The organism is Streptomyces sp. NPDC059900, from assembly GCF_050270335.1.
Taxonomy (GTDB): Bacteria; Actinomycetota; Actinomycetes; order Streptomycetales; family Streptomycetaceae; genus Streptomyces.
Genome location: NZ_JBNNJZ010000241.1, coordinates 1 through 11,817 on the forward strand (window position 1 = coordinate 1; position 11,817 = coordinate 11,817).

Here is an 11,817-nt window from a genome sequence, read left to right on the forward strand (position 1 = left end):
CCTTGAAGTAGGGCTTCTGCAGCTCCTCGCCGAGGACTCCGCGCCAGGACGCGGGCAGCATGGCTGCGTTCAAGGGGTCCGTCACGTCAACAACCTCCGGTGTGCGGTCACTTCTCACCACTGAACCTACCGGCGGCCACTGACAATCGGCCTCGCTGCCCGCGATCTTGCGCTACCAGCTGGTCTTGCGCTCCAGCTCCCACATCATCATGATCGCCGACGGGTCGAGCGCGCGTTCGCCGCCCGCGATCTCCTCACTCGCCATGATGTACTGCTTGCCCTGCCACAGCGGCAGCAGCCTGGCGTCATCGACGAGCACCTTCTGGGCCTGCTCGAAGTCGTCGGCCACCGCGCCGCGGTCGGCCTCACGGCGTGAGCGCGGCAGCACCTCGTCGGTGATCTCCCGCGACGGATAGGGCGTGTTGAGCACGTTCTTCTCGCCGATGAACGGCGCGATGAAGTTCTCCGCGTCGGGGAAGTCGGGGAACCAGCCTCGGCCGAAGACCGGGTACTCGCGCTTCTTGGTGCCCGCGTCGAACTCCGTCCAGGGACGGCCCTTGATCGTGATCTTGAAGAGTCCCGAGGCCTCGAGCTGCCGCTTGATCTCCTTGAACTCCCCCTCGGTCGCCGAGCCGTAGCGGTCGGTCGTGTACCAGAGGGTGAGCGGCACCGGCTGGTTGATGCCCGCGTTCTTCAGGATGTTCGCGGCCTTGGAGTCGCTGGGGTCTCCGTAGTCGTCGAAGAAGCCGGTGCCGTGCCCGGTGAGCCCCTGGGGGACCATCGAGTACAGCGGCTCCACCGTGTCCTGGTAGATCTTGTGTGCGATGGCGGGGCGGTCGATGACCTGGGCGAAGGCCTGGCGGACCGGCTTCTTCCTGGCCCACGGGTCATCGGGGTTGAACACCAGGTAGCGGATCTCGGTGCCCGAGCCCTCGACGAGCTGGATGCCCTCGCGCGCGTTCTTGTTGGCCTGCATGTCGACGACGTCCTGGGAGGCGAGCCCGCGGAAAGTGACATCGATCTGCTTGTCGCGCAGGGCCTCGACCATGGTGGCCGACTTCTTGAAGTAGCGGATGGTGACGGCGTCGTTCTTGCGCTCGGCCACACCCTTGTAATTGGTGTTCTTGACCAGCTCCGCCCGCTCGCCGGCCTGGTACGACTTCAGGGAGTAGGGCCCCGAGCCCGCGATCGTGGAGCCCTCGCGGAGCTTGTCCGCCGGGTACTCACGGGGATCGACGATCGACATGGCGGGCGTGGAGAGCACGAACGGGAAGGTGGCGTCCGGCTTCTTGAGGCGGAACGTAACCGTCCGGTCGCCCTTGGTCTCGACCGAGTCGAGCGACCCGAGCAGCCCCGCGGGACCGCCCTTCACGTCGATGCGCCGCATCCGGTCGAAGGTGTACTTGACCGCCTGCGCGTCCATCTCGTGGCCGTCGGAGAACTTGAGGTCCTCGCGCAGCTCACAGGTGAAGACCTGGTTCGAGCCGTCGGTGAACTTGCAGGACTCGGCCGCGTCCGGCTCCGGCTCGGCCGCCCCGCTGGGGAAGCTCAGGAGCGTCTGGAAGACGTTTCGGTACAGCTCCCAGGAGCTGTCCCAGGCGGCCGCCGGATCGAGGGTACTGGGCGCACTCATCGTGCCGACGGTGATCTGCTGCTCCTCGTCGGAATCGTCCGACGAAAGGACGCCACATCCCGAGATGAGGGAAATGGACACCAGCGCCGCGGCCGGCCGCAGGCCCCGGCGAGGCAGCCCGGCCAGGCCACGCAGACCCGCCGCCGCCACCAGACGAACTTCACTGAACACGCGCACGCTCCTCGATCGGCCATGCCATGGGTCGGCAGACCCTACCGCAATGCCCCGCCGAGCCAACTTGCGGCGCCGACGGGGCACTTCATGCGGGTGTACGTCCCTTTTCAGGGGCGTACCTGGCGATTGTCAGCCCTTCGTCAGCCGACGCCCGCATTGAGGAAGATGCCGCCATCGACCACGAGTGTCTGGCCCGTGACCCAGTCGGACTGGCTGGAGGTGAGGAACGCGGCCGCGCCCCCGATGTCCTCGGGCACACCGAGCCGCCCCAGGGGGTACGCGGCCGCGGCCTCTTCCTCGCGACCCTCGTACAGCGCCTTGGCGAACTGGGTCTTGACCACGGCGGGCGCGATCGAGTTGACCCTCACCTTCGGCGCGAATTCGTGTGCCAGCTGCAGGCTGAGGTTGACCATGGCGGCCTTGCTCATGCCGTACGCGCCGATGAACGGCGAGGGAGAGACGCCCGCGACGGAGGCGATGTTCACGATCGCACCGCCGTTCTCGCTCATCCACGCCTTCCAGGTCTGCTGGGCGAAGCCGAGCGCCGAGATCACGTTGGTCTCGAAGACCTTGCGCGCCACGTTGAGGTCGAGCTCCGCCATCGGTCCGAACACCGGGTTCGTACCGGCGTTGTTGATCAAGAAGTCGACGCGTCCGAACGCCTCCATGGCGCGCTCGACGGCGATCGCCTGGTGGGCCTCGTCGTGGGCCTTGCCCGCGACGCCGATGACGCGGTCGGAGCCGAGCTTCTCGACGGCCTCCTTGAGCGCGTCCTCGTTGCGTCCCGTGATGCACACACGGTCACCGCGGGCGACGAGCGCCTCCGCGACGCCGTAGCCGATGCCCCGGCTCGCGCCCGTGACGAGCGCGGCCTTTCCGCTGTCCTGCACAGTCATCTCCGCATCCCTCCGGGAACAGAACTAGTTGAGCGGGCCGCCGGCCACGTACATGACCTGGCCGGACACGAAGCCCGCGGCGTCGCCCGTGAAGAAGGCGATGGCGTTGGCGATGTCCTCGGGGCGGCCGACGCGCTGCACCGGGATCTGCGTGGCGGCAGCGGCCTGGAAGTCCTCGAAGCCCATGCCGACGCGGTCGGCGGTGGCCTTGGTCATCTCGGTGACGATGAAGCCGGGGGCCACGGAGTTGGCGGTGACGCCGAACTTGCCGAGCTCCTTGGCCAGGGTCTTGGTGAAGCCCTGGAGGCCCGCCTTGGCCGCCGCGTAGTTGACCTGGCCGCGGTTGCCGAGCGCGGAGGACGAGGAGAGGTTGACGATCCGGCCGAACTTGGCGTCCACCATGTGCTTCTGGATCGCGCGGGACATCAGGAACGCGCCGCGCAGGTGCACGTTCATGACGGTGTCCCAGTCGCTCGCGCTCATCTTGAAGAGGAGGTTGTCGCGGAGCACACCGGCGTTGTTCACGAGGATCGTGGGGGCGCCGAGCTCATCGGCGATCCGGGCGATGGCCGCCTCGACCTGAGCCTCGTCGGACACGTCGCAGCCGACGGCGATCGCCTTGCCACCGGCAGCGGTGATCTGCGCGACGGTGTCCTTGCAGGCGGCCTCGTCGAGGTCGATCACCGCGACGGCGCGGCCTTCGGCGGCCAGACGTACGGCGGTCGCCGCGCCGATGCCTCGCGCTGCTCCGGTCACGACCGCGACGCGCTGCTCAGTGGTGGACATGCTGGTTCTCCTCGCCCTTGGGATGCGGCTCTACGGTACGCCCCGATGGTGAGCGACCGCTTAGTACCTTCAGCTGAACGAGACGCTAGAAGCCCTGGCACCCGGTGTCAACGGCGCACAGGGGGCTGTGATTCTTTACCTCACCAGGAGGTCGAGGAGTCGGTCCACCTCTGCGGCAGGATCCGCCGTGAGGCCCGTGTGCACCGGCCCCGGCTGTACGACGGTCGAACGCGGCGCGAACAGCCACCGAAAGCGCCGCCCGGCATCGTCCCGCTCGGCCTGACCGGCCGCTTCGCCGCCCGCGCAGATCCGCTCGACGGCGCCGAGCGCGGCCCTGATGCCCCCGAGGTCGGCTCCGGGGTCCAGGGCGCGCAGCTTGGCCTCGTCCAGATGCGTACGGGCGGCCACGAAGGACTTGGCCCGGCAGTAGACCACCACTCCCGCGTTGAACTGCTCGCCGCGCTCCACCCGCGGCACGACGCGCACCAAGGCGTACTCGAAGACGTCCCGGCGGCCGGAGGGGGTCGGCTGGGTCGAAGGCTGCTCGGTCACCGGGTGGCGCCCTTCCGCTGCGGCTCGGGCAGCTGGATCCGTTCGTGAATGGTCTTGGCGCGCGGCAGCAGCGCCGCCGCATAGGCGCGGCGCACGGCGTCGGGGTTCTCGAAGCCCGGCTCGTCCGCAAGCCATACGTCGGGCACGTCGGCCGCGGCGGCGGCGAGCAGCTCCTCGGTGACGAGCGGGGCGAGCTCGGCGGCGGCCGAGGTGACGTCGGGGCCGAACGGGGCGAGGGCGTGATCGGAGGCGTCGTACGGTTTGGCGGCCGCGGTCTCCGCGGTGCGCCAGTTGTGGTGCCAGATCATGCTCGCGCCGTGGTCGATGAGCCACAGGTCGCCGCCCGCGACGAGCATGTTCGGGTTGCGCCAGGAGCGGTCCACGTTGTTGATCAGCGCGTCGAACCACACGATGCGGCCCGCCTCGGCCGGATCGACGTCGAACGCGAGCGAGTCGAAGCCCAGCGCCCCGGAGAGATACTCCATCCCGAGATTCAGCCCGCCGCTCGACTTGAGCAGCTCCTGCACCTGCTGATCGGGCTCGCCGAGGCCGAGCACCGGGTCGAGCCCGATCGTCGTCAGGCCCGGCATCCGGAAGCCGAGGCCGCGCGCGAGCTGCCCGCAGATCACTTCGGCGACCAGCGTCTTGCGGCCCTGTCCGGCTCCGGTGAACTTCATGACGTACGGCGCGTACGTTCCCCGGCCGTCGACGGCCTCGACGAGGCCGGGGAGCGATCCGCCCTCCCGCAAGGGCGTGACGTAGCGGACCGCGGTGACTTCGGTGAGCATTGCCCCAGGTTAATGCCGGTCCGAACGGGGCTCGCGCAAGAAGTGCAGACGCGTTTGAACACAGCGGGGCGCGGCCTCGTACCACCGGACATGACCATTTCGAAGGAACACCTGCCCGTGCCGTCCCGCCGTTCGGTCGTCGCGGCGGCGGGCGTCGTCAGTCTGGCCGCCGCCCTTGCGGCCTGCGGCGGCGAGAGCGACGACGGTTACGGCTCCGACCCGGCCGCGGAGCAGAAACCCGATGACGGCGATGACGGCAAGGAGGCCGGGGGCGGCGCCGCCGGGGCCGTGCTCGCCAAGACATCCGAGATCCCGGTGGGCGGCGGCAAGATCTTCAAGGATGCGGGGGTGGTGGTGACGCAGCCGACGGAGGGCGAGTTCAAGGCCTTCTCCAACCGTTGCACCCACAAGCAGTGCCCGGTGACCAGCGTCGAGGGCGGCACCATCAACTGCCCCTGTCACGGCAGCAAGTTCGCCATCGCCGACGGGAGCGTGCAGGCGTCCCCGGCGCCGAAACCGCTGTCCGCCGCCGAGATCACCGTGGACGGGGACTCGATCAAACTGGCCTAGCTCAAGCGGGCCGGGGGCGCTTCCAGCCGCCGAGGATGTCCTCGGTGGTGGCGATGGTGGCCACCAGGGCGAGCGTGTTGCGGATCATCGCGGGTGCATAGTCGGAGGGGACTCCCGCGATGGCGTCCGACGGCACGACGGCGGTGTAGCCGAGGTTCACGGCGTCGAAGACGGCGTTCGGTATCGCCACGTTCGCCGACACACCGGTCACGATCAGGGTGCGGCACCCGAGGTTGCGCAGCAGCGGGTCGACGTCCGTGCCCGCCAGGGGCGAGAGCCCGTGCAGCCGCCGTACGACGAAGTCCTCGTCGGCCACCTCGACGGGCGGCGCGATCCGTACCGCCTTGGTGCCGGAGAGCTGCTGCACGGGCAGTTTGCCCGCGGCACGGAAGAGGCGGGCGTTGCGGTTGGCGCCGCGTCCGTCGGGCCGCCGTTCGGCGACGGCGTGCAGGACCTGGACCCCAGCCTGGTGGGCGGCGGAGACGAGCCGCGCGACATTGGCGAGGCAGCCCGACGAGCGTGCCTCGTCGGCGAGTTCGGGCAGCGCGCTCTCGGTGCCCACCACGCCCTGCTGGCACTCGACGGTCATCAGTACGGTGGTGGCGGGATCGAGGAGTTCCCTGAGCTGTTCGTACGACGGCATGGCTCCCCCTGTCCGGGTCGGTCGGGTCGTCCGGAGCCTTCGCGGCGCCCGGTGCGCGGGATGCGCGGAGGTTAGCGGCCATTGCGTCAGGGCGGAAGAGACCGCATGCTTTCCTGGCACCCAGAGCTGACGGTTTGTCAGTTCTCGTGGTGCGCCGACCTTTTCCACTTGTCGCGGGAGGACCGATGGCCGACACACAGCGCCGGGGCCGCAGGATCATGATGTCGCCGGACGAGCTCGACGCGTTCCTCGCCGCGGAGCGCACCTGCCGGGTCGCGACCGTGTCCGGTGACGGCGCCCCGCACGTCAGCGCGCTCTGGTTCGCCTGGGACGGCACGTCCCTGTGGCTGTATTCGATCACCCGCAGCAAGCGCTGGGCGGACCTGCGGAAAGACCAGCGGATGGCCGTGGTGATCGACTCCGGCGTGGAGTACGCAGAGCTGCACGGCGTGGAGCTGTCCGGGACGGCGGTCCTCTCCGTCGAGGCGACCCATGCGGGCGAGCCCCGCCCCGGACTCGACCCTCCCGAGCGGCTCTTCGCCCGGAAGTACTTCGGGATGGACACGATGCCGGACGACGGGAAGCACGCGTGGATCCGGCTCACGCCCGACGCGATCGCGTCCTGGGACTTCCGGAAACTGGCGGGCCTTCAGTCGCGCCCCTGAGCGCCCGCACGGCCAGGCCCCGGCCCTCCCCCGAGAGCTAGACCGCCCCGGCCCCTGCCTCCTGAAGCGCTTCGACCGCCGCCCTGATCGAGGGCCGGCGGTCCGCGTCCGCGCGCCACACCGCGTACACATGGCGGTGCACCCGGTGCCGCACCGGAACCGTCCGCACCCCGGCAGGCATCGGATCACGCCCCAACTGCGGCGCCACGCACACACCGAGCCCCGCGGCCACCAGGGCGAGCTGGGTGTGGTGCTCCTCCGCGCGGTGCGCGATCCGCGGCTCGATGCCCTTGGCGCGCAGCGTGAACATCAGCCACTCGTGGCAGAACTCCCCCTCCGCCCAGGTGATCCACTCGTCGTCGGCGAACTCCTCCAGGTCCACTTCGGCGCGGTCGGCGAGGGGGTGCGCCGCGGGCATGGCCACGTCGGCGGGGTCGTCCAGGAGAGACGCTTTGACCAGGCCTTCGGGCATCGGAAGCGGCTTGTTGTACCAGTCGAGGACGACCGCCATGTCGAGGTCGCCGCGCAGCACGGCGGCCACGGCCGGCTGCGGCTCGAGCTCCTGGGAGCGGACGCGCAGCCCGGGATGCCCGGCCCGCAGGGCGCCGAGCGTGGCGGGCAGCAGGCCGCGCATCGCCGTGGGGAACGCGGAGATCCGCAGCTCGCCGACGGCCTTGCCGCGCTGCTCCTCCAGGTCCGACTGCGCGAGCTCCACCTGGGAGAGGATGCGCGCGGCGTGCTCGGCGAGCAGCCGTCCGGCGTCGGTGAGGCGCACTCCCCTGCCGTTCTTGGCGAGGAGTTGCTGGCCCACCTCGCGCTCCAGCTTGGTCATCTGCTGGGAGACCGCCGATGTCGTGACGTGCAGCCCCGCGGCCGCGCCGCTGACCGAGCCGTGCCGGGCCAGGGCGTCGAGGGTGCGCAGCCGCTCCAGGTTCAACATGTAAGCAATGCTACGCGATATTGGGCAGTTTAATTCGCTTGTTCTACGAGGTTTCCCTGCTCCAGGGTGACGTACATGAGCGTCACCCGCACCCCTCAGGTCCCCCTCGCCGCCCCAGCCCTCGCACCCGCCCCCGCCCCCGCCCCCGCCGATCCGAAGGGGCGCCGCGCTCTCGGCTGGCGCCTGCGCTTCGGTGTCCTCTCGCTGATCTGGGGCTTCAGCTTCCTGCTGATCAAGGTGGGCACGGAGGGCTACGCACCGTTCCAGGTCACCCTGGGGCGCCTGGTGTTCGGCACCGCGGTCGTCGCGGCCGCCCTCGTGGCCAAGCGCGAGCGGCTGCCGCGCGGGGCACGGACGTGGGCGCATCTCGCGGTCGCGGCGCTGTTCCTCAACGCCCTGCCGTTCTCGCTGTTCGCGTACGCGGAGCTGACGATCCCGTCCACGCTGGCCGGCATCTGCAACGCGACCTCGCCCCTGTGGGGCATGGCGCTCTCCCTGGTCGCGCTCTCCGAGGACCGTCCGACGCGGCGCAGGGTCGCGGGCCTGGGCATCGGCTTCCTCGGAGTGCTCACGGTGCTCGGCGCCTGGCAGGGCTTCAACGGCGTGGACTTCGGCGGCACGGCGCTCGCGCTGCTCGCCTCGCTGAGCTACCCGATCGGCTGGATCTACGTACGGCGCACCCTGGCCGGGTCCGGCCACTCCAACCTCTCCCTGACCGGCGCCCAGCTGCTGGTCGCGACCGTCGAACTGGCCGTGGTCACCCCGCTGTTCACGTCTTTGCCCACGCACTTCCCCGTCGTGCCGCTCCTCGCGATCGTGGCACTGGGTGCCGTCGGCACCGGGCTCGCCTTCCTCATCCAGTACGGCCTCGTCGCCGAGGTCGGACCGACGACGGCCCAGATGGTCACCTACTTCGTCCCGGTCATCGCCACCGCAGCGGGCGTCGCCGTGCTCGGCGAATCCCTGAGCTGGTCGACACCGGTCGGCGCGGTGATCGTCCTGGCGGGCGCGGCCCTCACCCAGTCCAGGCCACGCGACCGCAGGCGGGAACGCCCCGCTCACTCATAGCCCCGCTCATTCATAGCGCCGCGCCGGAGCGGGCCCGGTGGCGGAGGCGACGGCGTCCGCCACCGCCTCGATGTCACCGGCCCCCAGCGTCGACACCGTGATCCGCACCCCTGGCCGCGCGCTGATCCGGAAGCGCGCACCCGGAGCCACCGCCCACCCGGCGTGCAGCAGCCTGGCGACCGCGCCGGTCTCGTCCGGCACCGGCACCCATACGTTCATGCCGCTGCGCCCGTGAGCGGTGATGCCCCGCTCGGCGAGCGCGGCGATCAGGGCGTCACGCCGCTTGCCGTAGGACGCCGCCACCTCGGCCGGGTCGACTGCGCCGTCCGCCCACAGACGCACCACGGCACGCTGGGACAGATGGCTCACCCAGCCCGGGCCGAGCCGCTGACGCCCCAGGACCCGGTCGACGGTGACGGCGTCTCCGGTGAGCAGGGCGAGCCGCAGGTCGGGGCCGTACGCCTTGGCCGTGGAGCGGACGAACGCCCAGCTGCGGGTCACGCCGGCCAGCGGGTGCAGCGGCAGGTCGACGATGGCGTGGCCGTGGTCGTCCTCGACGAGCAGCACGTCCTTGTGTGCGGAGAGCACCTTGCGCAGGGCACGCGCGCGTGGGGCGCTGATCGCGGCGCCGGTCGGGTTCTGGGCGCGGTCGGTGACGACGAGCGCCCGGACACCGCCGCTCAGCGCCCGCTCGACGTCGGCGGGCAGCGGCCCGTCGTCGTCGACCCCCACCGGCACCGTACGCAGCCCGAGCACCGGCATCAGACCGAGCAGGGCGCCCCAGCCCGGGTCCTCCACCGCCACCGCGTCACCGGGCTTGAGATGCGCGGCAAGGACACGCTCGATGGCGTCGAGGGACCCGGAGGTGACGGCGACCGGGCCGTCCGGCACGCCGTCCTCGTCGAGGGCCACGCGCGCGTGGCGGGCCATTTCGGGGTGGACGGCCTCCTCCCCGTACAGCACGGGGTGCCGGTCGCCCTCCGCGGCCGCCGCCGCGAACGCCCCGGCGAGCGCGGGGAGCAGCGCCGTGTCCGGATTGCCGTTCGACACGTCCCGCACACCGGCCGGCACGTCCACGCGGATCTGCTCGCGCGCCGTCGTGGCGGGCTTGGGGCGTACGCGGCTGCCGCGCCGCCCCGCCGTCTCGATGACTCCGCGTTCCCGCAGCGTGCGGTAGGCGGCGGCCACCGTATTGGGATTCACCCCGAGCCGCACGGCCAACTCCCGCATGGGCGGGAGGAGTTGCCCTGGCTCCAGGCCTCCGTCCCCCACCGCGCGCTCCACGCTGGCAGCGATCTCGGCTGCGCGCCGGCCTTCGATCCGATACTCTCCTAGCACAAACCAGATTATGCACTAGTGCAATGGAGAAGGCAATGAGCGTCGCATCCGAAGCCGGCACCCAGACCGCCGCCGACACCGCCGCGTACGCGCCGACCGACCTCACCGTCCCCACCCGCGGGCGGGACAGGGCCGCGTACGACCAGGAGTTGGTGCACGCGATACTCGACGAGGCCTACGTCTGCCACCTCGGCTTCGTGCGCGACGGCGCCCCCGTCGTCCTGCCGACGCTGTACGGCCGGGTGGGCGAGCGTCTCTACGTGCACGGTTCGACGGGTTCCCGGCCGCTGCGGATGGCGGGCGACGCCCGGCGGCAGCAGGCGGAGGACCCGGGCCTCGCGGTCTGCCTGACCGTCACGCACGTCGACGGCCTCGTCCTGGCCAGGTCGGCCTTCCACCACTCGATCAACTACCGCTCCGTGGTGATCCACGGCACGGCCCACCAGGTCACGGACCCCGAGGAGAAGCGCGCCGCCCTCGACGCGCTCGTCGACCACGTCGTGCCGGGCCGCTCCGCGGACTCCCGCCCGGCCAACGCGAAGGAGCTCGCGGCCACCGCCGTGCTCAGCCTCGACCTCGCCGCGGTCTCCGCCAAGGTGCGCACCGGCGGCCCGAACGACGATCCCGAGGACCTCGGCCTGCCCCACTGGGCCGGCGTCGTCCCCCTGCGCAAGGGCCACGACCCCCTCGTCCCGTCGAGCGACCTGGCCCCGGGCATCGAGACCCCCGACTACCTCATCGAACTCTGATGCTGATCCACCCCTGGGACGCCCCGCACTCCGACGCCGAGTGGCAGCAGTGGCTCGCGGCGCACGACTTCGGGCAGCTCGCCGTCAACGGCCTGCCCGGCGAGCCCCCGCACGTACAGCCCGCCCACTTCGCCTTCGAGGCCGGCCACGGCGCGCACGGCCGGGTGATCACCCACCTGGCGCGCCCCAACCCGCTGTGGCCCGCGCTCGAAGCCGACCCCGAGGTGCTGCTCAGCGTGGTGGACGACTACGTGTACGTGCCGGGCCCCTGGCAGGCGCCCCCGGACACCCCGCCCGAGCACGGCGTGCCGACCAGCTTCTACGCCGCCGTCCAGCTCCGCTGCACCGCCCGCATCGTGGACGACCCGGCGGAGAAAGCAGAGCTCCTCAACCGCCAGGTCGCCCACTTCCAGCCGGACGGCGGCTCGCTCCCCGCCACACCGGGCGAGCCGCCGTTCGGCCGCATGCTCTCCGGCATCCGGGCCCTGAGCCTGGAAGTGACGGACGTACGGGCAAAGTTCAAGTACGCCAATCACAAGCCACCGGAGATCCAGGACCAGATCGCGACGGCCCTCACGAACCGCAGCGGCCCCCGCGACGCATCGGCACACGCCCACCAACTACGCCGCCGCTGACCGACCCGCCCCGTAAGGGGCGCGGGGAACTGCGCGAACAACCCTCACACACCCGCAGCCTCAGGACGGCACACGCACTCCACGGCGCCCCGCGAGACCCCGCCCCCCAAGCCCCGCCTCCGAGGCCGCAAGGCCGGTAACCGCGGCCAGCATCAGCAAGGTGCCCGCCACGGTCGATGCCGTCAGCGCCTCGCCCAGCAACAGCACCGCGATGACCGCCGCGCTCAACGGCTCCAGAAGCGTGATCACGGAGACGGTCGCCGACCGGATGACGGCGGCGCCCGCGAAGTAGAGGGCGTAGGCGACCGCCGTCGGTATCACCACGATGTACAGCAGATACAGACCCGTCCGCACCGGGTCCGCAGTATGCGGAACAAGTC

Annotated in this window: 14 protein-coding genes; 5 read left to right on the plus strand and 9 right to left on the minus strand. The window is 70.9% G+C overall.

Features of this window, described 5'->3' with window-relative positions:
• Window positions 1-172: 172 nt before the first annotated feature.
• From ACQKIP_RS26550 to ACQKIP_RS26570, 5 genes are all read right to left on the minus strand, one after another.
• Window positions 173-1,783: an ABC transporter substrate-binding protein gene (locus ACQKIP_RS26550; protein WP_427744291.1), complete on the minus strand. Its 1,611-nt coding sequence runs from the start codon at window positions 1,781-1,783 to the stop codon at window positions 173-175.
• 164 nt (window positions 1,784-1,947) lie between these two features.
• Entirely contained in the window at window positions 1,948-2,703 is a 756-nt protein-coding gene (locus ACQKIP_RS26555) for an SDR family oxidoreductase (RefSeq protein ID WP_365866107.1), read from the minus strand.
• 24 nt (window positions 2,704-2,727) lie between these two features.
• On the minus strand, window positions 2,728-3,489 hold the full coding sequence (gene fabG, locus ACQKIP_RS26560) for a 3-oxoacyl-ACP reductase FabG (RefSeq protein WP_361195395.1): 762 nt from the start codon (window positions 3,487-3,489) through the stop codon (window positions 2,728-2,730).
• 135 nt (window positions 3,490-3,624) lie between these two features.
• The gene (locus ACQKIP_RS26565) at window positions 3,625-4,041 is read right to left on the minus strand and encodes a DUF3037 domain-containing protein (RefSeq protein ID WP_427744284.1); all 417 of its coding nucleotides are present in this window, start codon (window positions 4,039-4,041) and stop codon (window positions 3,625-3,627) included.
• Window positions 4,038-4,829: a HipA family kinase gene (locus tag ACQKIP_RS26570; RefSeq protein WP_365866103.1), complete on the minus strand. Its 792-nt coding sequence runs from the start codon at window positions 4,827-4,829 to the stop codon at window positions 4,038-4,040. Before ACQKIP_RS26570 ends, ACQKIP_RS26565 begins: the two co-directional genes overlap by 4 nt.
• A gap of 90 nt (window positions 4,830-4,919) precedes the next feature.
• Here ACQKIP_RS26570 and ACQKIP_RS26575 point away from each other — a divergent pair, with 90 nt between their 5' ends.
• Window positions 4,920-5,399 carry a Rieske (2Fe-2S) protein gene (locus ACQKIP_RS26575; protein ID WP_365866101.1) on the plus strand — a complete coding sequence of 160 codons (480 nt, stop codon included), beginning with the start codon at window positions 4,920-4,922 and terminating at the stop codon, window positions 5,397-5,399.
• Window position 5,400: 1 nt separating this feature from the next.
• On the opposite strand, the gene ACQKIP_RS26580 is transcribed toward ACQKIP_RS26575, so the two are convergent.
• Window positions 5,401-6,042 (minus strand): cysteine hydrolase, encoded by a 642-nt coding sequence (locus ACQKIP_RS26580; protein ID WP_365866099.1) that lies wholly within the window; start codon window positions 6,040-6,042, stop codon window positions 5,401-5,403.
• A 185-nt stretch (window positions 6,043-6,227) separates the two neighbouring features.
• Here ACQKIP_RS26580 and ACQKIP_RS26585 point away from each other — a divergent pair, with 185 nt between their 5' ends.
• Entirely contained in the window at window positions 6,228-6,707 is a 480-nt protein-coding gene (locus tag ACQKIP_RS26585; RefSeq protein ID WP_365866097.1) for a pyridoxamine 5'-phosphate oxidase family protein, read from the plus strand.
• 37 nt (window positions 6,708-6,744) lie between these two features.
• Here ACQKIP_RS26585 and ACQKIP_RS26590 read toward each other — a convergent pair whose 3' ends face one another.
• Entirely contained in the window at window positions 6,745-7,647 is a 903-nt protein-coding gene (locus ACQKIP_RS26590) for a LysR family transcriptional regulator (RefSeq protein WP_365866095.1), read from the minus strand.
• 75 nt (window positions 7,648-7,722) lie between these two features.
• Between ACQKIP_RS26590 and ACQKIP_RS26595 the strand changes: the two genes are divergently transcribed.
• Complete coding sequence (locus tag ACQKIP_RS26595) at window positions 7,723-8,715, plus strand: DMT family transporter (RefSeq protein ID WP_365866093.1); 993 nt, start codon at window positions 7,723-7,725, stop codon at window positions 8,713-8,715.
• Window positions 8,716-8,721: 6 nt separating this feature from the next.
• Here ACQKIP_RS26595 and ACQKIP_RS26600 read toward each other — a convergent pair whose 3' ends face one another.
• On the minus strand, window positions 8,722-10,053 hold the full coding sequence (locus tag ACQKIP_RS26600) for an aminotransferase class I/II-fold pyridoxal phosphate-dependent enzyme (RefSeq protein WP_365866092.1): 1,332 nt from the start codon (window positions 10,051-10,053) through the stop codon (window positions 8,722-8,724).
• Window positions 10,054-10,088: 35 nt separating this feature from the next.
• Here ACQKIP_RS26600 and ACQKIP_RS26605 point away from each other — a divergent pair, with 35 nt between their 5' ends.
• Both ACQKIP_RS26605 and ACQKIP_RS26610 read left to right on the plus strand, forming a co-directional pair.
• Window positions 10,089-10,802, plus strand: a complete 714-nt coding sequence (locus ACQKIP_RS26605; protein WP_365866090.1) for a pyridoxamine 5'-phosphate oxidase family protein — start codon at window positions 10,089-10,091, stop codon at window positions 10,800-10,802.
• Window positions 10,802-11,437, plus strand: a complete 636-nt coding sequence (locus tag ACQKIP_RS26610; RefSeq protein WP_365866088.1) for an FMN-binding negative transcriptional regulator — start codon at window positions 10,802-10,804, stop codon at window positions 11,435-11,437. Before ACQKIP_RS26605 ends, ACQKIP_RS26610 begins: the two co-directional genes overlap by 1 nt.
• Before the next feature lie 60 nt (window positions 11,438-11,497).
• Here the strand turns inward: ACQKIP_RS26610 and ACQKIP_RS26615 are convergent.
• The coding region (locus tag ACQKIP_RS26615) for an EamA family transporter (RefSeq protein WP_427744289.1) at window positions 11,498-11,817 on the minus strand (320 nt) is incomplete at its 5' end.

What these genes read in the sequence shown, in the direction of transcription:
- ACQKIP_RS26605 (WP_365866090.1), top strand. Translation starts at nt 10,089, where the DNA reads ATGAGCGTCGCATCCGAAGCCGGCACCCAGACCGCCGCCGACACCGCC.
- ACQKIP_RS26580 (WP_365866099.1), bottom strand. Translation starts at nt 6,042, where the DNA reads ATGCCGTCGTACGAACAGCTCAGGGAACTCCTCGATCCCGCCACCACC.
- ACQKIP_RS26575 (WP_365866101.1), top strand. Translation starts at nt 4,920, where the DNA reads ATGACCATTTCGAAGGAACACCTGCCCGTGCCGTCCCGCCGTTCGGTC.
- ACQKIP_RS26590 (WP_365866095.1), bottom strand. Translation starts at nt 7,647, where the DNA reads ATGTTGAACCTGGAGCGGCTGCGCACCCTCGACGCCCTGGCCCGGCAC.
- ACQKIP_RS26595 (WP_365866093.1), top strand. Translation starts at nt 7,723, where the DNA reads ATGAGCGTCACCCGCACCCCTCAGGTCCCCCTCGCCGCCCCAGCCCTC.
- ACQKIP_RS26570 (WP_365866103.1), bottom strand. Translation starts at nt 4,829, where the DNA reads ATGCTCACCGAAGTCACCGCGGTCCGCTACGTCACGCCCTTGCGGGAG.
- ACQKIP_RS26585 (WP_365866097.1), top strand. Translation starts at nt 6,228, where the DNA reads ATGGCCGACACACAGCGCCGGGGCCGCAGGATCATGATGTCGCCGGAC.
- ACQKIP_RS26610 (WP_365866088.1), top strand. Translation starts at nt 10,802, where the DNA reads ATGCTGATCCACCCCTGGGACGCCCCGCACTCCGACGCCGAGTGGCAG.
- ACQKIP_RS26555 (WP_365866107.1), bottom strand. Translation starts at nt 2,703, where the DNA reads ATGACTGTGCAGGACAGCGGAAAGGCCGCGCTCGTCACGGGCGCGAGC.
- fabG (WP_361195395.1), bottom strand. Translation starts at nt 3,489, where the DNA reads ATGTCCACCACTGAGCAGCGCGTCGCGGTCGTGACCGGAGCAGCGCGA.